Origin of the sequence: Victivallis vadensis, from assembly GCF_003096415.1 — a bacterium.
Lineage (GTDB): Bacteria > Verrucomicrobiota > Lentisphaeria > Victivallales > Victivallaceae > Victivallis > Victivallis vadensis.
Map to the genome: position 1 here is coordinate 15,958 of NZ_QEKH01000039.1, position 23,027 is coordinate 38,984.

The window sequence follows — 23,027 nt, forward strand, 5'->3', positions numbered from 1 at the left end:
ATTGTGCGGTAGCGGAGCTATGTTAAACCATGATGAAACTCTCTCGTGAAACATGGATTCTGCTTCTGACCGGTGCGGCGGCCGCTGCCGCGCTGGCGCTGGGCGTCGCCGCATTCCGGCTGGCCCGGCACGAGGAGGAGTTCCGCAAGGAAGAGCTGCGCTCGCTGCTGAAAAGCGAGTGCCGGTTGTTCGCGGGCCGCTGCCGTCAGGCGCTCGACGCCGAGCGACGGGAATTGGCGGAGTTGGCCGCCGGCGCTGTGCCGTCGGTGGCGGGAATCCGGGAAGCTGTCGGGAGAGAACCGCTGTTTACCGCCGGATTTCTGGCCCGGCGGGACGGCACGCTGCTGTATCCGGAGCCGGGAAGCGGTTGGGCGAGGCGGTACGGGGAGCTGTTTGCCGGGCTGGTCAGTGCGCGCGACGCGGAGAGCACACAGTTTTCCAACGTGGTGATGCCGTCCGATTCGGCACTGCTCTACCAGACGCGGACCGCGCCGAAACGGAACGACCTGCGCCGGATCGAGCCGATGGCGGGGACCCTCGGCAGTTCCCGGATGGAAAACCGCACCGATGTGCTCCGGGAAGCGGAGGCGGTCCCGGTTCCGGAGGCTGCCGCTCCCGTATCGAAGCTCAAGAGTAAAGAGCGTTCCGTCAGGCCGGCGGCTCCGGCCAAAGCTGCTCCGGCAATGGAAATGGCGGCGGACGCCGCTTCCCCGGCATCGGCGGATTCGCCGCGGATGATCACCCGCTTCGCCGCGCTGACCCGGAAACGGCGGGACGGCTTCATCCCGTGGTTCACCGACAACCGGTTTGCGCCGCTGATCTGGGCGCAGAGCCGGAACGCGCCTGACCTGATCGCCGGTTTTGAATTGGAGGACACGGTGCTGCTGTCGCGGCTGATTCCGCTGTTCCCGGAGGAGCTGCCCGGTTACTTCCGGCTCGAACTGGCGGATGCCGCCGACCGGGTGGTTTACGCTACCGGCGGCGCTTTCGCCGCCAATGAGGAAAAACGGCCGGAGCCGGTACTGGTGATGCCGTTTTCGGAACTGCTGCTGCCGAATATGCAGCTGCGGGCCTTCCTGCTGCCGGAGCTGTTGCCGACGAACTCCTTCCGGTTCGGGATGGGGCTGGCGCTGGCGGCGCTCTGTCTGATCATATTCGCCGCCGGCGGAGTCGCGTTCTATCTGACGCGGCGGGAGCTGGCGCTGGCGGGGCAGAAGAGCGGCTTTGTGTCGCAGGTGTCGCACGAGCTCAAGACGCCGCTGACCAGCATCCGCATGTACTCCGAACTGCTGCGCGATCACCTGGCGCGGCTGCCGCAGGAGAAGCGGGAGCGGTATTTGAAAGTGATCGCCGACGAGAGCGAGCGGCTGACCCGGCTGGTCGGCAATGTGCTGGATTTCGGGCGGCTCGACGAGGGGCGCAAACGCTATCATCCCGCGCCGGTCGACCTTTGCGAGCTGGCCGGAGCCACCGGGGCGCTGTGGAAGGAGCTGGCCGCCGCCGAGAATATGACCGTGGAAGTCCGGCTGCCGGAAACCGCGGCGGAGTGCGTGGTCGACCGGGATTCGCTGATGCAGGTGTTGTACAACCTTTTTTCCAACGCGCTGAAATATGCCGGGGAAGGCGGAAAGCTCGATCTGACGCTCGCAGCCCGGGCGGATGGACGCTGGACCATCGCGGTGCGGGACTACGGCCCCGGGATTCCGGCGGCGGCCGCCGAGAAGATTTTCCGGAAATTCTACCGGGTTGACAGCAGCCTGACCGCCGAAGTCTCCGGCTTCGGGCTCGGACTGGCGATCGCGCGGCAGCTGATGCGCGACCAGGGAGGCGACCTGCAGCTCGTCCGGAAATCGCCCGGCGCCGAATTTCTGATCGTTCTGCCGAAAGGAAATGCAAATGGAACCGTTTAAAATTCTGGTCGCTGAAGACGACCGCAATATCCGCTCCGGCCTGGTCGACGCGCTGGAGCTGGAGGGGTATGTGATGGAGGAAGCTGCCGCCGGCGCCGGCGCGCTGCGCAAATTCACCGCGTTCCGGCCCGATCTGGTGTTGCTCGATGTGATGATGCCGAACCTGAACGGTTACGAAGTGTGCCGCCGGATCCGCCGGAGCGATGTTGCGACTCCGATTATCATGCTGACCGCCAAGGGCGAGGAGATCGACAAGGTGCTCGGGCTGGAACTCGGAGCCGACGATTACGTGACGAAGCCCTTCGGGCTGCGCGAGCTTTCCGCCCGCATCGCGGCACAATTGCGTCGTCGCCGGGTCGAAACCGCCGCCCCGCCTCCTTCCGGCGAATTCGCCTTCGGTCCGTGGCGGGTGGATGTGAAAAAGCTCTCCGCTGAAACCGCCGGAGCCGCCGTCGAACTGACCATGCGCGAAATTGAACTGCTGCGTCTCTTTGCCGCCCATCCCGGCGAGGTGCTCGACCGGAGCTTCATCATGCGCGAAATCTGGGGCAATGCCCTGACCTCCTCGCGCACGCTCGATCAGCATCTGGTCGCATTGCGGCGTAAAATCGAACCGGAGCACCTGCCGCGCCTGATCGAAACGGTCTACGGCGTCGGTTACCGGTTCCGCCCGGAATAAATCCCCGTGCGGGAGTGATTACTGATCAGAATCCATGTACGCCTTTTTGCAGTCCTTGACGAACGTGCCGTCTTCGATCTCGCGGAAGGCCCGCTCCAATTCAGCGCGGGTGTTCATCACGATGGGGCCGGCCCATGCGATCGGTTCGTTCAGCGGCTTTGCGGAAAGCAGCAGGAAACGCACTCCCGAGCTGCCCGCCGTCAACGCCAGCTTCTCCGCCCGGTCGAAAAGCAGTGCGCGCCTGCTTTCGCAGACGGTGCCGTCCACCGCCAAAGAGCCTTGCACGATATAGATGAAAACGGTATTTTCGACCGGAGTTTCAACCTGCCACTCCCGGTCCAGTTCCAGCATCACATCCAGATAGGTGGTCTTTACGAAATTGCCCTGCATCGGGGCTTTTTTGCCTTTGTACTCGCCGGAGACGATCGCGACCCTCGCTCCGTCCTCCTCCACTTTCACGATGGCGTGCGCCTTGATGTCATTGTATGACGGCGGCGTCATCTTGTCTTTTTTCGGCAGATTGATCCACAGCTGGGCGCCGAGCATGTGTTCGGAGGGCTGCGGCATCTCCTGGTGGAGGATTCCGCCGCCTGCGGTCATCCACTGGCAGCTGCCGTCGGTGATGCTCCCTTTGTTGCCGAGGCTGTCGCCGTGTTCGATATCGCCGGAAATCAGATAGGTAACCGTTTCGATACCGCGGTGTGGGTGCCACGGAAAACCTTCAATATAATCTTCCGGGTTGCGCGAATCGAACGCATCCAGCATCAGGAACGGGTCGAAATCCCGGACATCCCGTTCTCCGATCACGCGGGTCAGTTTCACTCCGGCGCCGTCCCGGGTATGGATGCCGGTTACGACCCTGATCACTTTTCTGTTACTCATATTGCTTCCTCCTCATAATTGCGGTAACTATAGAATTCAAAATACCGCTTTCCCGGAAATATGCAAATCTGCGCCGCCTGCGAAACTCCCATCGTGCTATCCTTCAATGAGTAACATTAATAGTCGATGCGTACAAAAGAAGCCCGGCACCTGAATGCCGGGCTTTATTCCGTTGAAACCGGGATGGAGGCGTCACTGCTTTCCGGCCAGCTCCTGTACGGTCCGGTAATAGTCGAGGCGAAGTCTGGAGTTGGCGGCATTGCCCGGCAGATCCGCCTTTTTCCAGAACGCGGCGGCTTCCTGCTCGAATTTCACCGCGCCTGCCACATTGCCGAGCCGGTAGGCGATCAGGGAACGGGTGCTCAGGACAGCGGCGCGCAGGGCCGGAGCGGAATCCGGCTTCAATTGCGATTCGGCGCGGCCGGCCAGTTCAACGGCGGAACGCAGCGCCGCGGGATCATCCGGGAGCCGGTTCAGCAGCGTCCACGCCATCAGGTTGTCGGAGTCCGGATTGCCTGCTATCGCCGAACGGTAAGCCGCCAGCAGCGCCGGAATCCTCCCCGCCAGTTCCGGGTGGCGCATCGCCAGGTCGAGCGCGGCGAAGTAAAGCCGTTCCAGCTTCGGCTGCTGCCGGAGCTGGGAGTCGATCAGCTGCCACGCTTCGTCGAGCCGCCCGGAGTTTTCCAGCACGAAAAGCCGGATGCGCAAGGCGGCGGCGTTGCCCGGATCGATTTTCAGAATGGAGTTGGTGACCATTTTCATGCGCCGGTCGTTGTTTTCGCGCAGCAGCGTCTGAAGTTCATCCAGCAGCGGCGCGAGCTTCTTCTGGCGCGAGGCGTCGAAGTTGCCTTCGAGATAGTTCTGCACCATTTCCCCGAGATCGACCAGCTCCCCGCTCCAGATGATCCTGCCGGAGTCGTCCGTCACGAACGCCATCGGGTAGAGCATGCTGCCGTTCATGTAGTTCGCAGTCAGCTGCCGCTTCTGGTCCACTCCCAGCGGCAGCGTGAAATCGGGCCGGGCCTTGAGCATCTCCCGCACGTCCGCCTCCGAATCCGGGGTGACCGCCGCCAGCCGCAGCGGCCCGGCGTAACTGCGGCGCAGGTTGTTCAACAGCGTCAGCGTCTCGTCGCGGTTCGCCGCCCGGGTCAGAAAAAACACGGCCGCTTTCAGTCTGGGTTCGTTCGGCTGCGGTTTGGCGGGGGGCAGCAGCGCCAGCGGCGTTCCCTGCACCCATTTCACATTCAGCTCCTGCACCGGATCACCGGAACGCAGCGCGTAGGCGGGCAGAGCGGCGGCGGCGGTCGCCGCGGCCAGAGTCATCATCCAGAATTTTTTCATTTCTTGCTTTCCTCAGGTTCGTTTTTCTTCGGCTTCCTGCAGAAGAGAATATAGAGCGCCGGAATCACATACAGCGCCAGAATCGTCGAACTGACCAGCCCGCCGATCACCGCGATGCCGCAGCTGGCGCGCGTTTCGGAGCCGATGCCGGCGCCGAACGCCATCGGCACGATTCCGAGCACCGCCGCGATGCTGGTCATCAGGATCGGCCGGAATTTGTTCCCGACCGCCGCCAGCATCGCCTCTCGCGGCGGCAGCCCGGCCGCTTTCTGCGCTGCCAGGTCGTCCATGATCAGGATCGCGTTGTTCACCACGATGCCGATCAGCATCACGAAGCCCAGCAGCCCGAAAATCGACAGCGGAATCCCCGCCCACAGCAGCGCCAGCTCCATGCCGATCAGCGCCAGCGGCACCGTGAACATGATCAGGAACGGGCGCGTCCACGACTCCATGATCGCCGCGATCAAGAGATAGGTCAGCACGATCGCGAACACGATCGCCTGCGCGAAATCCGCAAACGCCTCGGTCATAGAGGTCACCTGTCCGCCGAACCGGATCTTATAACCGGGCGGCAGCAGCGGATTGACCGTGTCGGTCACGATGGTCACCAGATCCTGCAGGCCGATTTTCGGCGCGGGATTCGCATACACCTTCGCCACCCGCTCCCGGTCGGTGCGGTTGATCTGGATCGGCATCGTCGACGGCTGCAGCGTCGAAATCGCGTTCAAAGCCAGCGGCTTCCCCTCTTTGGAGCTGAACGCCAATGCCGGCAGCTGTTCGTATCCTTTTTTCTCATCCAGCTTGACCCGGATGTCGAAGGAGCGCGCGCCGCGCTTGTAGGTTCCCTGCTTCAGCCCCTCCACCGAACCGCGCAGCAGCGTGCCGATGGTGCTGGACGGCAGGTCGAGGTTCTGCAGCACCGCCCGGTGCGGCACGACCTTGATCTCCGGCTTGCCGACCCGCACGCTGGTGTCCACGTCGCGGGCCTTGCCGGTCAGCTTCAGGTTGTTCGCGGCGGTATTCGCAACCTGCTCGATCGTGTTCAGGTCGGAACCGACTATTTCCAACTCCAGCTGGGCTGACGAGCCGCCCGCCGAGGACGGAATGTTCACGGTCACGATGCAGTTGCTCAGCGGCTTCAGAGCTTCCCGGAACATATCGCGCAGCTCGTCGAGTGTCTGCAGCCGTTCCGTTTTGGGCTTGCAGACCACGGTGATCTCGGCCAGATAGACCCCTTCGGAGGCCTGTCCGACCGTTCCCTGCACCTTGCCGATCACGGTGGCGGTGCTGAGTACGGCCGGAAGCTGCCGAACCTGCTTCTCCACCTGAAGCGTCCGGCTCAGCGTGCTTTCCAGACTGTAATCGGTCGGGAATTCCAGCTTTATGATGAATTCGCCCTGATCGTCCTCCGGCACGAAGGTCATCCCGACCCGCGGCGCAACCCACAGGACCGAGAACAGGAAGAGCGCGAGCGCGAGCAATATGGTCACCACGCCGTGACGGCACACCAGATGCACCGAGCGATTGAACCAGCCGGCGATGAAACCGTACCCGGCGTCCCACCAGCGGTTGAAAACCTTCAGCAGCGGATTCGGCTCGGGCAGCTCCTTGCGCAGCATGATCGAAGCCAGGATCGGGGTCAGCGTGAAGCTGACGAACAGCGAAACCAGTGTCGCGATGGTCATCGTGATCGCGAACGGCACCAGGAAACGCCCCACCAGCGAGGTCATCATCGCGATCGGTCCGAACACCACCACGTTGGTCATCGCGGAGGCGAACACCGGCACCGCGACTTCACCGGCGCCGATGTCCGAAGCGGTTTTCGGATCCATCCCCTGATCGAGTTTCTTGGCGATGTTTTCGATTACCACGATGGAGTTGGTGACCAGCGTGCCGACCGATGTGCCCAGCGCCAGCAGTGTGAACATATTGAACGTGAAGCCGCACATCTGCATCACCCAGAACGACACCACGATCGACACCGGCATCGACACCGCCACGATGAAGGTCGAACGCACCTCGTGCAGGAACGCGAACAGAATCGCCGCGGTCAGGATCACCCCGATCACGATGCTGCTCCACGCATCGTCCACCGACGCCTTGATGAAACTGCCCGAATCGCGCACCCACTGCAGCTTCATGCCGGAGGGAAGCTCCCGGTCACGGTTGATCCGTTCCACTTCGGCCCGGACGCTGTCGATCACCCGGACCGCGTTGGAATCTCCCTTCTTCACGATTTTCAGGATCACGCCCGGCTGGCCGTCGTAAAAAGCCAGCGAGCGTTTCTCCTCGGACTCCATCGAAATTTTCGCGACGTCGCGCAGATAGATGCGCCGCTTCTGAAACGTGCCGATCTCCAGCGAGCCGAGATCCGCGAAATCTTTGAACTCGGAGTCATAGGTCACGTTGATCTCCTGTATCCCCTGCCGGATACGCCCGACCGGCACCTTCACATTGGCGTCGCCGAGCTTCTTCAGCACCTGCACCACGCTGAGGCCGCAGGCGGAGAGCTTCTCGGTGTCGAGGGTCACGCGCAGCTCCAGCTGTTCGCCGCCGGCGATCTGCACCTCCGCTACGCCGGAGATGGTCGAGAGCTTGTTGGCCAGCGTCTCGTCGGCGTAGTCGTAAATCGAATCGATCGGCAGGTCGCCGGTCAGCATGATTGTGATCACCGGGGTCGCGTTGGGGTCGAACTTCAGGATTTCCGGCGCTTCCGCGGCGGCGGGGAGGTCTTTTTTCACCTTGTCGATCCGTTCGCGCACATCCATCGCGGCGATGTCGACCGACTCTCCGAGCTGGAATTCCAGCAGGATCTGGCAGACATTCTCCATGCAGGTGGTTTTCATCGTCTTGAGGCCGTTGATGGTGCCGACCGCATCCTCCAGACGTTTCGCGACATCGACCTCAATCTCGGCGGGGCTGGCCCCCGGATAGACGGTGGTGACGGTCACATACGGAATCTCGACGTCCGGAAAGGAGTCCAGCCCGATCTTGTCGTAGCTGCTCAGCCCGAACAGCACCAGCACGATGATCAGACAGGTCATCGCGATGGGACGGACTACGGAAGCGTGGGATAAAAACATGTCACTGCGCCTCCTGTCCGGCGGCGGAAGCCTGCGTTTCCTCCACCTTGTCCCCCGGTTCCAGGAACGCCTGCCCTTCCGAGACGACCGGCAGCCCCTTCAGCGCCGCCGGATCGAGCAGCATCGTCCACGGTCCGTCGACGATGCCGGTCTTCACCGTCACCTCTTCGGCGGTGTTCCGCGGCGTGACCACGAAGACCGCCTTGCGGCCGCTGCCGCGCGTCAGCACCGCCTCATTGGGAATCCCCACTCCTTCGACCCGGTTCAGGATCAGGTCATAGGTATAGAGCTGGCCGCTGACGAACCCCTTGCCGGGCGGCAGCTGGATTTTCACGGTGAACGTGCGCGACAGCGCATCGACCGAAGGGCTGCGGAACGTGACCGGCAGCGTGATCTCCTCTCCCGCCACAGTCCGGATCACCCCTGTCGTCTTGCCGGGAATCACCCGGGCATAGTAGTTCGCGCTGATCATGCTGACCAGTTCGAGCCGGTCGGGATTCTCAAGCCGCAGAATCCGGCTGCCGGTCTGCACGTATTCGTCGGGATCCATGTCCTTGACCACCACCACCCCCTCGAACGGCGATTTCACAATCGAATCGGCGAGGGTTTTCCGGCAGATTTCCAGGTTCGCCTTTTCCTGATTGAGCTGGGCGAGCGCATAGTTGCTCTGCGCCTGCGTCTTCGCGATATTGGCGACCGCCTCGTCGTACTTCAGCTTGGCATTCTCGTAGGCGTCCTGCGAAATCGCGTTGGAACTTTTGAGCTGCAAGGCCCGGTCGTAATCGATTTTCGCCTTCTGCCGGACCGTTTCCGCCAGCTCCGCATTGATCCGGGCAATCTTATAGTCGGCTTCAGTGACCGCGACCTTCTCCTGCTGCGCCTTCACATTGTTTTCAAGGTTGACCCGGTCGATCTCAAAGAGCAATTGCCCCTTTTTGACCCGGTCTCCCTCGCCCACCGGAATCTGGTCGATATTCCCGCTGGTCCGGCTGGAGATGTCCGCGCTCTGCTGCGACTCCACATTCCCCTGAATCGGAATCTTCTCCACAAACTCCATCCGGCGCGGCTGCATCTTCACGATTTTGACCACCTGCGCCTGTTCCAGCTCAGCTTTCGCCATCTGCCGGTCTCCGCAGCCGGCCCCCTGCACCGCAATCAGCGCAAACGCCACCGTGACGATTAATCGATTCATCACAAGCCTCCTCTTATCATTGCCGATCGTTCCATATCATCGAACCGGAATGGCATTACAGGTGCGGAAGCCCTCTTCTCTGCCTCCGCCTTTGCCGTTTGATACCGGTATATCTATAGTGTACGGCATTTCACTGAAAATACAAGCGGAATTACTTCGGGAATCATGAATTTCCCCGGCCGTTTCCGTTTCACGGGCGGCTCAATCCCTTCCGATATCCGGGATGAAACAGTTTTTTGCAGATCCAGTAGAGGTAAAGGCCGTTGGCGGCCGCGGTGATCAGCCATGTGATCGGATAAGAGAGCATCAAATTCCCCATGGTCGGATGCAGCGGGAAAACCGTATAAACCCAGACGATGCGCAGCACGCATACGCCGAGCAGCGTGACCACCGCCGGCATCACCGAATGCTCCAGGCCCCGCAGGGCGCCGCTGATCACATCCATGGCGCCGCATAAGAAGCAGGTGGTGAAAAGAATCCTGATCCGCAGCATCCCCCATGAGATCACCGCCGGGTCCGGGTTGTAGATGGCAAGCAACTGCTTTCCCGCGAAGAAAAAGCCGTATCCCATCACCAGACAGATGCAGAATGCGCTCAACATGCAGTAGATGATGCTTTTGCGGATGCGTTCATATTGCCGTCCCCCCAGATTCTGCCCGGCAAAGCTGACCACCGTCTGGTGGAAAGCGCCGGAGCCGATATAGACGAAGCCCTCCAGGCTGATCGCCGCCGTATTGCCCGCGATCGCCAGTGAACCGAAGGAGTTCACCGAAGACTGGATCGTGATGTTGGAAAGCGAAAAGAACGCCCCCTGAATCCCCGCCGGCAAACCGATCCACAACATGCTTTTCAGGATCGCCGGATCGATCCGCAGATTGCGGAGCTTCACCCGGCAGGCGTCCCGGGAATTCATCAGGCATTTGAGCACCAGATAACCGGCGATCCCCTGCGCGATGACCGTGGCCAGCGCCACCCCGCCGACGTCCATGCCGAACACCAGCACGAAAAACAGATTCAGTCCCACATTCACCAGTCCCGCGAGCAGCAGGAAGATCAGGGGGCGGCGGGTATCCCCCACCGCCCGCAGCACGGCGCTGCCGAAGTTGTACAGCATGATGCAGGGCATCCCGGCGAAGTAGATCCACATGTAAACGCACGCTTTCGCCAGCACATTCTCCGGCGTCCCCATCAGCGTCAGCATCGGCCGCGCCAGCACGATGCCTGCGATGGCGAGGACCGCGCCGCCGGCCAGCGACAGCAGGATCGCCGTGTGAACCGTCCTGCTGATATTCTTCCGGTTCTTTGCTCCGTAGTAGTTGGCGACCAGCACGTTCGTCCCGACGGAAAGCCCCATGAACACCGTCACGATCAGCTGCGTCAGCGAGGCGGTCGCTCCCACCGCCGCCATCGCCTCATGGGGCGCATACCGGCCGATCACGACCAGATCCGCCGCATTGAACAGCAGCTGCAGAATTCCGGACAGCATCAGCGGTACGGAAAAGACCACGATTTTGCTGAACAGCGGCCCCCGGCACATGTCTATCTGGTATTTGTTTTTCGCACCGGCCATTTTATCACAATCAGGACAAATTCATTGAACTTTCACGCACTTGATAAATATAGACAACGAACCGGTAAAAGTCAATGGAACAATCTCCGCTTCACCGCCTTCCCGAAAACAGGACAACCCGGATATCCAATCTTCTTTGACATCCCGGAAAAGCATGCTGTCTTAGTTTCAATCGAAAGTCATCCGGTTCAAGGAGAATATTATGTTCCACAACAGTCTGGACATTCACGAAATCAAGGAACTCCACCTGAACACCCTCGTCTCTTTCGGCTGCGGCGCGATCCGCAAAATCGAAGAAATCGCGGCGGCACTCGAAAAACGCGGCGTCCGCAGCCTGCCCGCCGTGACCGGGCGCGGCGCCTATAAAACCACCGGGACCTGAGATTATGTCGTTTCCGCTCTTGAAAAACACCATATCAAATACGTGCTCTGCGACAAGGTGACTTCCGATCCGACCACGGCGCAGATCGACGAAGCCGCGCTGATGACCGGACTTTTCGAAAAACAGACCCGTTTCGTCAGCATCGACGCCGTTAACCACAGTGTGGAAGCCGTGACCAGCGCCATCGCCAGTCCGCTTTCGATCACCCCTCGCACGCGAAGCCATCGTCCTGGTCGCCCAGTTCCTGCCAGCTGCCCTGAAAGATCCGAAAGACCTGACCGCACGTTACTATCTGCTCTATGCCTCCATGCTGCTTCCGGCGGTTATCAAGCATATATCCGGTAAGGGCAGTTGTGCTGTCCGACGTGCTCGTATCGATCGTTCCCGGTCAGAAAGGCGATCCGGCGGAAGCTGAATCAGCCGCAAAGGGAGTTGAAAAATGGCTCATCGCCAGCGGCGCGCCGGAAAAACTGGCCGATGAAGGCTTCTCCGCCGCCGATATCGACAAACTGACGGAGCTTGCTTTTACCACGCCATCGCTCAACTTCCTGCTTTCGCTGGCCCCCGACAAAGCCGACCGCGCCGCCGTCAGGCAAATCTATGCGGATTCATTGACGCCGCTCAACAAATAACGCCGTGTGCAAGTTTCCTGAACCGGGATTTCGCTTCTTGGGAGCGAGCGGGGCGCCCTGTCCGTCGGAGATAGTGTGTGCTATGCGCCTGCCGCGACTGCGGCATGGCTGAGACTTGCCTCCGGCGGCCGGGTGCGCTTCGCCCCCCGGTCCCCCTGACCGGCAAGGTGCCGAAACCGGGGTATTATCTATCAATTTATCGGCTCTATCGGCAGTATTTGCCACCGGGTGCTGCCCGGTCGTGATCCAACGGCGAAAGTATTGGCCGCCGAAAGGCCAGTTGTGTGCAGTGTTTTTCTTTTGTAATTTCTGTTTATTTCCGGCGGCAGACCGGTAAATTAGCCTGTCACGGGGGATATTTTGGCTTTTTTTCTATCCGGGGCTTGACATTTGGGACAAAATCGATCATAATATTGGTAACTTAAAGGTTTAATCTATTTTTATGAGTATCTGTGAAATTGCAAAAAAATTCAATGTTTCTTCGGTGACGGTGAGCAATGCGCTGAATCACCGCAAGGGGGTTGCGGAAAAACTCGCGAAGGAGATTCGCGCCTATGCCGAGGCGGTGGGGTATCGGCCGAACTATATGGCGCGTTCGCTGCTGAGCGGGCGCACCGGCATTGTCGGCATCTGTCTTTGCGTGCCGCCGTCAACGCCGTGGTATGGGGAATTGCTCTGCCGTCTGCAGTTGCAGCTCTCCGAGGCGAATCTCTACGCGATCACGATCGTGCTGGACCCGTTCCGGCGGGATGCCCGCGACCGGAACGAGAGCTGGGCGCTGAATTTTTTCAACCAGATCAAGGCGGAAGCGGTGCTGCTGGGGCCGTGCGACCATTCCCGCTATCAGGTGGTTTCGCAGGAGTATGTGGCGACTGAAAAGCTGATCATTTTCGACAGCGTCGATCAGCTGCCCTGCTCGCATCTGATGCTCGATCTGGTCGGGGGAACGCAACAGGCCATGCAGTACCTGTGTGAAATGGGGCACCGCCGGATCGGTTATCTGGGGCTGAATGCGTTCGACCTCGACAATCCTTCTCCGTATACGCGCTTTTCCGCATACCGCAGCTTTCTGGAAAGCCGGAATGTTACGTTTGATCCGGCGGTCGTGATTCCGGCCAACGGCTCGGTGCCGACGCCGGAGACCGGGGAGCTTCTGGAAAAAGTGCTGCGCACGGAACAGCGCCCGACCGCTTTCCTGTGCCACAACGACAACTACGCGATGCTGGCGCTGAAGGTTGCCGGCCGGCTTGGGCTCCGGGTGCCGGAGCAGCTCTCGCTGATCGGTTTCGATGACCAGACCGGAGCGTGGCTGACTACCCCTGAGCTGACGACGGTGCGGTTCAACCTTGAAAATTACGTCGCGGAGATCGTCCACATGACGACCGCCATTGTCGATAAGAATTCGTCGGGCCGGTATTCCTACTGCGAAAAGGCGGAGTTGGTGGTCCGGGGCAGCGTGGCGGAAAATATGGATCGTTTTTAACGGAAAATGTCCGGAGAAACCTCCGGCGGCAAAGGCAACGGTAGAAGTTATGAGTCAGATGTCACTGAGAGTCACCCCCGCCATCTGGGAGCCGGAAACGGAGTTTTCAAGTTTCCTGGCCCGGCTGAACCGGCTTCAGGCGCTTGATGAAGTGGCGTTGCTGACCGGTGATATTCATGTCGCGCCTTCTTTGGAGAAAATGACTGTCCGGGCCGGTATTTTGAAAAAGCGTATTTCGGCTTTGGAGGCCGCCGGTTACCATGCGGGAATCAATATTTTGTGCACCCTTGGACATGCCGCCGAGGACCGGAAAGGTGCGGGATCGCTCACTGGCGAACTGTTTATGGATATCGACGGAAATTCCAGTCCGGGCAATTTCTGCCCGCAGGGGGAAACCTGGAGAAATTCTTACCTGAAACCGGTTTACCGGATGCTTGCGGAAGCAGGGCCGGAATTCATCTGGATCGACGATGATTTGCGTTTGCACAATCATGGAGCCGCTTCTTACGGCTGTTTCTGTGACGGCTGTTTCCGGAAGCTGTCGGAATACTTCGGTTTTCATGGGAGCCGCCGGGAATTCGCCGGTTTCTTCGATCGCGGCTCCGCAGAGGAGTTGCGGGAGCGCCGTTTGAAGATGCTGGAGTGGAACCGGCAGGTGCTGGCTTCGGCTTTTATCTTTATCCGGCAAACGGTTCATGAGGTGAATCCGGATATCATCCTCGGCAAGATGGACTGCCTCGACCTGTGGGAGTCCGACAGGAGGCGGCAGGCGTCTCTGCTGGGCGGGGAAGGCGGCGGCTCCGTGTGGTGGCGTCCCGGCGGCGGAGCCTATTGCGACACTGATCTGGAAGAACTGATCCGGAAAGCCGACACCATCGCGGCGGAGGCGGCGATGCTGCCCCCGGAGGTGACGGTCATTCAGAGCGAGCTGGAGAATTTCCCTTATTCGCGGCTGCAGAAAAGCACGTCGTTTACCGCTCTGGAGACCTCGCTTTACTGTGCGGCGGGCTGTACCGGGACCGCCCTGAACCTTCTGGGGGACCCCGCTTCCGCGCCGCCCGAGTGCTATGAACCTTACCTGCTTGAACTGAAGGAACAGCGCTGGTTCAACGACAAAATAGTCCGCCTGAACCGCGGCCGTCCTCTCCGGGGAATCTGGTTTGGAAAGGATAAGGATTATTTTCTGGGCGCCGAAACGGATTTCCTCCGGGGCGGCGGATTTCCCGTCGCCGGAAACGACGTTTCCCGCGGTTTTCAGGCGCTGGGGCTGCCGTATGCGTATGCCCCGGAACATGCGCTTTGCGGCGCTTTGTCCGGCCGTGAGGCCCGCGCTCTTTCCGATGAGGCTGTTTTGCAGGTACTTTCCACCGGCGGATATCTTGACGCCGATGCCGTCCGGGTGCTGATTGAGCGCGGTTACGGCGGGCTGATCGGATTCAGCATCGGGAAAATCTTCGATGCGGATGCGTTGGAAGAGTCCGTCGCCCATCCCCTGAATCCCGCTCTGTTCCGTCGGAACATCCGGCAGAGCTTCTGGGGCGGCCGCGCGACGGAATTCATCCCGCAGGCAGCCGGGGCGGAAATCCTTTCTAGGCTCGTCGACTACGCGGGAAATGAGATTGCCCCGTGTTGCTCCGGTACATTCACAAACGCTTTGGGCGGAAGGGTGGCCGTCGCGGGGTACGGGGCGTGGAATCTTCTCGGCCATGAGTTCAAATACCGGCAGATTCATGCGGTTTTCCGCTGGCTCGCCGCCGACGCGCTGGACGCGGAGGTCCCGGAATGTCGGGTGCGGACCAAAGTGTATGCCCGTGCCGGCGAGGGAAGCGGCGTCACCGCCGCCGTTTTCAATTGGTCGCTGGAACCGGCGGAGAACCTGACGGTCCGGCTGCGCACGGCGCAGGACAAAGCCCTGCTGGTTCGGAACCGGCAGGCGGAGAGCATGGTTTCGGCAGTCGGCAGGAATGGTGATTTTGCGGACTTTCAGATTCCGGTCAACGCGTTGGAACTTGTGTATCTTGATACATCGCGTGAATCATTTTGCGGATTTACTTAAAGGTTTAATTTGTAAGCGGGCGATATTTGCGGAATGTGGAAACAACTGAAAAGGAAAGGTAAGAAAAGATGAAAAGTGTTTGCCGGAAATTCAATTTACTTGTGAATGAAATCGGGAGAATTTATAATTTTTTTTCACATCTCTTTCGTGGAGGGGAGGGCGTACATGGTCCGGCGGCGTCCCGCCAGTTTACCCTTATTGAGCTGCTCGTGAACACAACTTGTAAAATATACAATCAGTCCACGGCTGCCGCTCTGCGTAAAAGAGAGGGGCACGGGGGAGAGAAAGCGGCGGTCAGCACCGCGTCTCTTCCCGTACCAAGCATCCCCAACTTTTCACATATTTCCTGCAGGCTCTCACGCCTCCGCCAGTGCTCTGCAAGCGGCAAGTCGGAGCAAAAACGTGAAGTTGCCTTTCCGCAGAAAAGCTGGAAGACAACTTCACGTTATTGCGGATTTTCTTCCTCCGCCGAGCGACCGCGCCTCCGCCTGTCGACCGCCCCGTACCCGGCACCGGCACCTTGCCGGACGCAGGGGGCGCGGCACGAGGCGGATACGCCCCCCGCATACCGCCATATAAGGCTGTTTACCTTGATTGAACTGCTCGTTGTGATAGCGATCATCGCGATTCTGGCGGGAATGCTGCTGCCGGCGCTGAACAAGGCGCGGGAGTCGGCCCATGCGACGAAATGCCTGAGCAACCTGAAGCAGGTCGGCAGCAGTATGACGCTCTATATCAGTGATTACAACACGGTGCCGCCTTTCAACTGGAGCAATCCGGAAGATGGGGGGACGCCTTTCAGCGAAGACAGCAACTGGGTGATCTTCCTGGCGCCCTACATGAGCAGCGGAATCCCGAATGATAATGCGTATCAGCACAGGCTGCCGGTGGTCTGGTGTCCGAAGGACCGGATGAGGCCATTCGGGGCGGGCAACGGGAACGTGTTGAGTTCCTATGCGTGGGCGCAGAACGATGAAGCAGCAAAGCTGGAGGATAAATATTGGGGAAATACTTATTGCGGCAGATTTGAGGGCGGCTCATTTTCAATCAATAATTGGGCTGGAACGATCGACCGGCTGCGCGATTTCCCGAACCGGATCATTCTGCGCGAGCGGGTCAATGCGACTCTGCCGGACGAAACGGGCGCTCCCCACCAGCCGGTGCAGGGGGAATACGGCACCACCCATTGTCTGTTCGCGGACATGCACGTGCAGAAAGTGAAAGCCTATCTGAAATGGTAATCGGCGGGAAGATGAGGAAACACGTGAAAAAAGACGGAAAATTTTATGGATTGCTCGGCAGCCTGCTGCTGGGCTGCGTTCTCGGCGCGGCGGAGATTCCGCAGGCGGCGGTGCCGTTCACGGAGGAGCCGCCGGAAATCGACGGAATCTTCGATGAAACCGAATGGAAGGCAAGCTGCGTTCTGAAGCAGGTCACGCCGCTCGGCAGCCGGAAAAGCGACGGGATTGCGACGGAATTTTATTTGAAGTACGACCGGGATCACCTTTATGTCGCGGCGGTCTGCTTCGATCCGTCCGGCAGGGGGCCGGAGGCGTATCCGCGGCCGTGGAACGACGCCTTCTTCGACAATGACGACACTGTGCAGGTGGTGCTGGGCGTCGCCGACCCGGAAATCGCGGTGCGCGGCAAAGTGAATGTCGGCGGTTATGAAGGGGCGCTGGACAACGAATTCACCGCCGCGGATTTCTACTACACATACAGTGTGAATGCGGTGAATGCGCAGCAGCGGCAGTTCAACGAGGCGCCGCAGGAAAAGCCGCTTTTCCGCTCCGCCGTTTCGCCGTTTTCCGATGGCCGCTGGGTGGTGGAGATGGCGATTCCCTTTTCCGGCTGCGGGCTTGAGCCGGCGGCAAACCGGAAGGTGTTCGCGAATTTCTTCCGCCACCGCGCTCCGGTGATGTACGGCTGGCACCTGCCTGCATTCGGCGGCTACAATCCGATGCCGCTCGGGGAAATCTCCTTCCTGCCGCCGGGCGGGGCGGGATCGCAGGAAGCCGTTCCGGCGGCTGCGGAAAAACAGGCCATCCGGAAAGCGTGCCGCGCTTTTATCGGCTACGGGCCGCTGGACGGGGGGATTCTCGGCGTGGCGGAGATCGACGGAGAGTTTGGAGAACTGACCGGAGTATTGGAAGTTGACGGCTTCCCGGCGATTCGGGAGAAGCTGGAGTTCAACGGCATGTTCGACCGTGACAGCAATCCGCTGGCGACCCGTCAGGCGATCGTGAAATGCGAATTGCCGGAGGGGGACCAGCCGGAACGGCGGGTGAAATTCTCCGTCCGTGACGCTTCCGGCAAAGTCGTCGCTGAAATCGAACGGCAGTGCGCCGCCGCGAAGATGCCGGAGTGGCTGAATACCGATGCGGGCCGGGAGTATGTCGACGAAAAGATTCCGCGCCCGTGGACGAAGCCGCGGATCGCCGGAAACACGGTCGAGTTGCTGGATAAAAAGATCATCCTCGGTGAGAACGCCTTCCCGGCGGCGGTGGAGCGCACCGGCTCGGAGAGCCGGATTCTGGCCGCGCCGCCGCTGATTCAGGTCGTGGCGGAGGGGCGCGAGCAGGTCTTTACATTCGGTGAGCTTCAGGTGAAGCCGCGCGGCAATCAGGTCGTGGCGGAAGCCGCGGCGACAGGCGGGGCGTGGAGGCTGCGGATTCTGAATCAGATCGACTTCGACGGCTTTATGGAGATCAAATTTTCACTGTCCGGCAAAGAGTTGAAGAAAGTCGACCGGCTCTCGGTGCTGTTGCCGCTGGACCGGAAGATCGTGAAATTCCTGCTGCCGGGCGCTTCCGTCCAGCGGGCCGGAGAGCTGACCGGAGCCGGTTACCGCAACCGTGCCGCCAATCTTTGGATCGGCAATCAGGAGGAGGGACTGGCATTCTCCTTCGACCGCAATCCGTTCCGCTCCGGAGACTTGCGCCGTCAGGTCGAGGTGGTGCAGAACGAAGACGGCGATTTCCTGAAACTCAATCTGGCGGATGGGGCAGGGCAGTTGCGGGAGGACGAGGAGATTTTCCGTTTCTTTTTGCAGCCGACGCCGACCAAACCGTATCCGGCCCGCCCGGTGCGCGGCTGGGTCACATGGCAGTGGGAGGGGTGGAGCCGCTGGCACGGTTATCCCGACCTCTCCAAAATCGACGAGGTCAGAAAACAGGTCAGGGATTTGGCCGCCAAAGGGAAGAAGCTGACCCTCTACTGCTGCCAGGGCTTGCAGGAGGATGCTCCGCCGATGCGGCAGTTCCGGGAAAACCTCGCTTTGCAGCCGGCGTGGCGTTACTACTTCTGGCAGGGGAAGAACTGCTTTGCCACCTGCAAACGGGGGCCGGAGGGGGACCTGCAGCTCCACAACTACCGGAAACTTATTGCGGAAACCGGCATCCGCGGCCTGATGAGCGACGGCCTTTCGGTGCCGTGGGGCGACAGCAATCCGCTGCACGGCGAATCCTGCGGCGCGATGACGAAGCTTTCGATGGACCGCGAGATTCAGAGCCGCGTGGTCAAGCAGCGGGAGTTCCTGAAACGCATCCGCGGCCTGTTCGATGCGACCGGGGAGGAGTTCTGTCTGGTCGCCCACACCGGAGGCGGGATCGACGTGAACACGCTGAGCTTTTTCGACAGTTACTTCGAGGGGGAGCAGCTGATGCGCTACCGGCGCGGCTACTATCCGAGCGAAGCGATGTTTTCCATCGGATATTCCGGGCTGGCGTGGGGCTGGAGGACCATCTACTGGCCGAAGCAGCTCCACAACTACGACGGGCTGGATACGGCGCTGGCCTATGCGCTGCTGTTCAACAGCGAATATTACACCAGTGACGACGTCGATCCGGTCAATATCGACGTGGAGCTTCTGGAGCGCTTTGCCAAACCCGGCAACACCTTCCACCCGTTCTGGCGGAAACATGAGAAGATCGGCTTTGAATCCGCGAATTGCTACGCCTCCTTATATTACGGCCCCGATGAGTCGCTGGCGGTGGTGAGCAACCTGCGGTACGGGAAAAATCCGTACCGGCTCGACCTGTCGCGGCTCTACCCCGGCCGGGAGATTGAAGTGTACGACTATCTGCGGAAAATCCCGGTGGATTCCGCCGTGGTGGAGGATACGCTGGAGCCGTTCAGCTGCCGGCTGCTGACGGTTCGCCCGAAGCCGGCGACCGCTGCGGCTGCCGAGTTGCCGAAGCAGGAGGCCGGAAGCGAAGCGCAATGGCGGATTTCCGGCGGCAGCCGGGGGCAGGATGGCGTGATTGCGTTGAAAGCGGTGCCGGGAGCCCCGGCTTCCCGCGCGGAATTGCGGAATTTCACGTTCGGCAGAGAGCTTTCCGTCTGCATCGAATTTGTTGCCGACGGCAGGGTTGGAGTGGAGTTCGGCGGCATCGACTTCATCCGCGACAACGGCTGGCTCTTTTATAATGAGAACGGCGAGGAGCCGGCCGGAGTCGTGAACCGTTTCGCCGCCGCCCGCGACGGCTGGAACCGGCTGGTCCTGACCGTCCGCGACGGGCGGCTGAACGTGCATTTGAACAACAAACTTCTGGTCTATGACAAAAAGCTGGACTTGAAGTCGGAAAACAACCATCTGGCCTTCCGCACCTGGCACGACAACACCCTCTCTTTCCGGCTCATCCACGCCCGGAACTTTGTCGCGGAGGACCCTCCCGGGGCGGAAGGGTTTGATATCGCGGACCAGAGCCGTGAATGGGAGTTCGGCAATGCCGCGGAGGCAAAGGCGGCCGGGAACCGGCTTCTGCTGCGCGCGTCGCCGGAAAAAGGACTGGCCGTCGCCGATTTCAAACGCTGTTTCCGGAAAGACCTCTATCTGGAAATGAAAGTCAGGCTCCCGGAGCGTTTCAACTTCGTAATGGGCAATATCACGCTCAGCTACGGCGGAGGCTTCCCCGGCTGGGGATGGCTGGTGCGCGGGCTTACCGATCCCTATTCGCGCGGCTGGGTCTTTCAGCAGGTCCCGCTGGCCGGGAAAGAGTATAAGCCGCTGGTGATCAATCTGCGCGATGGTGTGCTGAATGTCCTTTACGACGGCAAGGTCGTCGTGAAAAATCTGACGGCGGCGCTCCCGGAAGGGCCGAACAGCCTGTCGGTCCAGACCTGGCACGACGATGTGATCGACGCCGAAATCGTGGAACTTTCCACCCGGCCGCGCCGATTCGATGCGAAACAGATTCATCCGATCCGGGAGTGAAGATGAAGCCGCTGACTTTCTGGAATAAAATCGGCTACGGCGCCGGGGCGTTGACCGAGAACAACGTGCAGAACGTGGTGAACATCATGCTGCCGCTGATCATGTTCAACTATATGGGGGTGAGTCCGATCCTGCTCGGTTACGTGTTCGCGATCGCGCGGCTCTGGGATACGGTCACCGATCCCCTGATGGGGTATCTGAGCGACCGGACCCGTTCCCGCTTCGGCAAGCGCAAGCCGTACATCCTGGTCGGCGCGGTGATGAGCGCGTTCTCCTTCTGGCTGATCTGGATGTTCCCGGAGGGAAAGTCGCAGATGTGGTACTTCTGGTACCTGACCGCGACCTGCCTTCTGTTCTACACGTCGACGACCCTGTTCTGCGTTCCTTACATCAGTATGGGCTATGAGCTTTCGATGGACTACAACGAGCGGACGAGGGTAATGGGCTACCGTTCGTTCTTCGTGAACTGCGGCGCTTTCATCCTGCCGTGGATGTACTGGTTTACGGAGCGGAGCTGGTTCGACACTCCGTTGCAGGGAATGCGCTGCTTGAGCGTGATCAGCGGCGTGATTTTCATCCTGTTCGCGCTGGGGCCGCTGCTGCTGACGCCGACGGTGTCCAGCCGGAAGGAGGATATGGAGCGGCGGGGCGAAAGAGAGCGGTATGAACGGATCGGCGTCATGGATATCTTCACCGCGTTCCGGGTCAGGCCCTTTCTGATTCTGGTCGTCGTGCTGGCGTTGAGCGTATTCGGATTGTTCCTCGTGCTGTCGTTCGGTTTGAATCTGCTGATCTATTACGGCTGCGGCGGCGACAAGGAGTTCGCTTCCCGCCTCGCCGGGATCGGCGGGCTGGTTTCCGCCGGAAGCTGCATCGCGGCGATTCCGGTTGTGAATTTCGTGTCGAAAAAGCTCGGCAAGAGCCGCGCCCTGATGCTGTTCCTGCTGCTGGGGGCGCTCGGCAATCTGTCGATTCTGGTGCTGATCACTCCGGCGATGCCGTATTTGTCGGTTCTTCAGCCGATTCTGGGGGCGGTGGGGATATCGGCGATGTGGATGCTGATTTCCGCGATGGTGTCGGATTCGTGCGATTATGACGAATTGTACAATCATCGCAGGCGCGAGGGGATCTTCGGCGCGATCATCAGCTGGACCTGCAAACTCGGCTACGTGCTGTGCAGCATTGGCGGCGGCTATTTCCTGGTCTGGTCCGGCTTTGAATTGGAGCTTGGCGGCGGACAGCAGCCGGGAACCTTCTGGAATATGCGGCTGATGATGTCCTGTATTCCGGCGGCGGGGCTGGTGCTGGCGGCGTGTACGCTGTACTTCTATCCCCTGAGCCGGGAGCGGATGCTTGAGATCAGAGACGCTTTGGAAAAGCGGAAAACAAAAGATGAAAGAGAATGAATGTGACTGAATTGCTTGCATGTCCGGGAATGTCGGGCGAAATCTGGCCCGATTCCGCAGGAATCCCCATCAACGCCCACGGCGGCGGGATATTAAAGGAAGGAAACCTGTTCTACTGGTACGGCGAACACAAAGTGGCCGGGAAGCGTGGAAATCTGGCCTGGGTCGGCGTGCATGTCTACATTTCGGATGATCTGGTGCATTGGCGCGACGCGGGAATCGCGTTCGATATCCGCGACGGCGGACCGTTGCGGCCGGGATGTGTGATTGAACGCCCCAAAGTGGTGCGCAATCCGGCGGGAAAATTCGTGATGTGGTTCCATCTGGAACGGGACTGCACCTACTCCGACGCCCGGCAGGCCGTCGCCGTTGCCGACCGGCCGGAAGGTCCGTTCCGGCTGCTCTGGCACGGGCGTCCGAATCCGGGTGTCTGGCCGCAGAATACGCCGCCTGAATTGAAAGAACCGGCACGGATTGAAGCGGCATGCCGGGAGATGCCGACGCTTCCTTATGACGCCAATCCGCTGACGCCGCAGCTCAGCGTGCTGGGGATGGATCTCGAAACGGGGCAGCAGAGCCGCGATATGACGGTATTCGTCGATGACGACCGGACAGCTTATGTGGTGTACGCTTCGGAAAAAAACAGCACGATCCATCTCGCCGAACTGGACGGCGGTTACACCGGCTTTACCGGACGCTACTGGCGGCTGTTTCCGTGGCGCTGGATGGAGGCTCCCGTACTGTTCAAGCGGAACGGAAAGTACTATTTCATCGGTTCCGGCTGTACCGGCTGGGCGCCCAATGCCGCCCGCAGCGCCGTTGCCGAGCGTCTGACCGGGCCGTGGACCGAACTGGGCAATCCGGCGGTTGATGCCGGAGGCGACACCACCTACGGAGCACAGGGAACCTTTGCTCTGCAGCTGGCGCCGGACCAAATCATCTTCATGGCCGACCGCTGGAATCCGGAAAACGCAATCGACGGCCGCTACCTCTGGCTTCCCGTGGAATGGAATGGAGAACGCCCGATCCTGAAAGCACCGGTGTAATCTTTGTTTCCGGCGGTTCGATGTGCTTCGTCCAGTCACTGAAGCCGATGTTCGGTCCCGCCCCGGCCTGTTGGCGTTCGTGATCCGGCAGTGACGGCGTGCAGCCGCGACAGACTATATCATTGATATGGGATCGCGTAACCCCCTTGG

Annotated in this window: 13 protein-coding genes and 1 pseudogene; 9 read left to right on the plus strand and 5 right to left on the minus strand. The window is 60.3% G+C overall.

The features are described from left to right. Positions 1-29: 29 nt before the first annotated feature. Positions 30-1,910: a sensor histidine kinase gene (locus C8D82_RS17815; RefSeq protein WP_116885644.1), complete on the plus strand. Its 1,881-nt coding sequence runs from the start codon at positions 30-32 to the stop codon at positions 1,908-1,910. Next, complete coding sequence (locus C8D82_RS17820) at positions 1,897-2,589, plus strand: response regulator transcription factor (RefSeq protein WP_116885645.1); 693 nt, start codon at positions 1,897-1,899, stop codon at positions 2,587-2,589. The genes C8D82_RS17815 and C8D82_RS17820 overlap by 14 nt, the downstream gene beginning before the upstream one ends. 18 nt (positions 2,590-2,607) lie before the next feature. On the opposite strand, the gene C8D82_RS17825 is transcribed toward C8D82_RS17820, so the two are convergent. From C8D82_RS17825 to C8D82_RS17845, 5 genes are all read right to left on the minus strand, one after another. Then, positions 2,608-3,471 (minus strand): pirin family protein, encoded by an 864-nt coding sequence (locus tag C8D82_RS17825; RefSeq protein WP_116885646.1) that lies wholly within the window; start codon positions 3,469-3,471, stop codon positions 2,608-2,610. A 192-nt stretch (positions 3,472-3,663) separates the two neighbouring features. Further along, the gene (locus tag C8D82_RS17830) at positions 3,664-4,812 is read right to left on the minus strand and encodes a tetratricopeptide repeat protein (RefSeq protein ID WP_116885647.1); all 1,149 of its coding nucleotides are present in this window, start codon (positions 4,810-4,812) and stop codon (positions 3,664-3,666) included. Continuing rightward, positions 4,809-7,895: an efflux RND transporter permease subunit gene (locus tag C8D82_RS17835; protein ID WP_116885648.1), complete on the minus strand. Its 3,087-nt coding sequence runs from the start codon at positions 7,893-7,895 to the stop codon at positions 4,809-4,811. Before C8D82_RS17835 ends, C8D82_RS17830 begins: the two co-directional genes overlap by 4 nt. A gap of 1 nt (position 7,896) precedes the next feature. Continuing rightward, positions 7,897-9,087, minus strand: a complete 1,191-nt coding sequence (locus C8D82_RS17840) for an efflux RND transporter periplasmic adaptor subunit (protein ID WP_116885649.1) — start codon at positions 9,085-9,087, stop codon at positions 7,897-7,899. 190 nt (positions 9,088-9,277) lie between these two features. Next, positions 9,278-10,657 carry an MATE family efflux transporter gene (locus tag C8D82_RS17845; RefSeq protein WP_116885650.1) on the minus strand — a complete coding sequence of 460 codons (1,380 nt, stop codon included), beginning with the start codon at positions 10,655-10,657 and terminating at the stop codon, positions 9,278-9,280. Between the two features lie 202 nt (positions 10,658-10,859). On the opposite strand from C8D82_RS17845, the pseudogene C8D82_RS22390 reads away from it, so the two are divergent. From C8D82_RS22390 to C8D82_RS17880, 7 genes and pseudogenes are all read left to right on the plus strand, one after another. Further along, positions 10,860-11,671: pseudogene (locus tag C8D82_RS22390) on the plus strand (iron-containing alcohol dehydrogenase). A gap of 442 nt (positions 11,672-12,113) precedes the next feature. Continuing rightward, entirely contained in the window at positions 12,114-13,154 is a 1,041-nt protein-coding gene (locus C8D82_RS17855; RefSeq protein ID WP_116885651.1) for a LacI family DNA-binding transcriptional regulator, read from the plus strand. A 49-nt stretch (positions 13,155-13,203) separates the two neighbouring features. Then, on the plus strand, positions 13,204-15,210 hold the full coding sequence (locus C8D82_RS17860; RefSeq protein ID WP_116885652.1) for a hypothetical protein: 2,007 nt from the start codon (positions 13,204-13,206) through the stop codon (positions 15,208-15,210). A 590-nt stretch (positions 15,211-15,800) separates the two neighbouring features. Continuing rightward, positions 15,801-16,451 carry a DUF1559 family PulG-like putative transporter gene (locus tag C8D82_RS22395; protein ID WP_207776180.1) on the plus strand — a complete coding sequence of 217 codons (651 nt, stop codon included), beginning with the start codon at positions 15,801-15,803 and terminating at the stop codon, positions 16,449-16,451. A gap of 23 nt (positions 16,452-16,474) precedes the next feature. Then, entirely contained in the window at positions 16,475-20,425 is a 3,951-nt protein-coding gene (locus C8D82_RS17870; RefSeq protein ID WP_133245277.1) for a glycoside hydrolase domain-containing protein, read from the plus strand. 2 nt (positions 20,426-20,427) lie between these two features. After that, the gene (locus C8D82_RS17875; RefSeq protein ID WP_116885655.1) at positions 20,428-21,831 is read left to right on the plus strand and encodes an MFS transporter; all 1,404 of its coding nucleotides are present in this window, start codon (positions 20,428-20,430) and stop codon (positions 21,829-21,831) included. Positions 21,832-21,833: 2 nt separating this feature from the next. Then, on the plus strand, positions 21,834-22,877 hold the full coding sequence (locus C8D82_RS17880) for a glycoside hydrolase family 43 protein (RefSeq protein WP_165833174.1): 1,044 nt from the start codon (positions 21,834-21,836) through the stop codon (positions 22,875-22,877). The last annotated feature ends 150 nt before the right edge of the window (positions 22,878-23,027 follow it).

Excerpts from the sequence above, each read along its gene's own strand:
- C8D82_RS17855 (WP_116885651.1), top strand. The coding sequence starts at position 12,114 with ATGAGTATCTGTGAAATTGCAAAAAAATTCAATGTTTCTTCGGTGACG.
- C8D82_RS17815 (WP_116885644.1), top strand. The coding sequence starts at position 30 with ATGATGAAACTCTCTCGTGAAACATGGATTCTGCTTCTGACCGGTGCG.
- C8D82_RS17860 (WP_116885652.1), top strand. The coding sequence starts at position 13,204 with ATGAGTCAGATGTCACTGAGAGTCACCCCCGCCATCTGGGAGCCGGAA.
- C8D82_RS17830 (WP_116885647.1), bottom strand. The coding sequence starts at position 4,812 with ATGAAAAAATTCTGGATGATGACTCTGGCCGCGGCGACCGCCGCCGCC.
- C8D82_RS17825 (WP_116885646.1), bottom strand. The coding sequence starts at position 3,471 with ATGAGTAACAGAAAAGTGATCAGGGTCGTAACCGGCATCCATACCCGG.
- C8D82_RS17835 (WP_116885648.1), bottom strand. The coding sequence starts at position 7,895 with ATGTTTTTATCCCACGCTTCCGTAGTCCGTCCCATCGCGATGACCTGT.
- C8D82_RS17875 (WP_116885655.1), top strand. The coding sequence starts at position 20,428 with ATGAAGCCGCTGACTTTCTGGAATAAAATCGGCTACGGCGCCGGGGCG.
- C8D82_RS17820 (WP_116885645.1), top strand. The coding sequence starts at position 1,897 with ATGGAACCGTTTAAAATTCTGGTCGCTGAAGACGACCGCAATATCCGC.
- C8D82_RS17845 (WP_116885650.1), bottom strand. The coding sequence starts at position 10,657 with ATGGCCGGTGCGAAAAACAAATACCAGATAGACATGTGCCGGGGGCCG.
- C8D82_RS17840 (WP_116885649.1), bottom strand. The coding sequence starts at position 9,087 with ATGAATCGATTAATCGTCACGGTGGCGTTTGCGCTGATTGCGGTGCAG.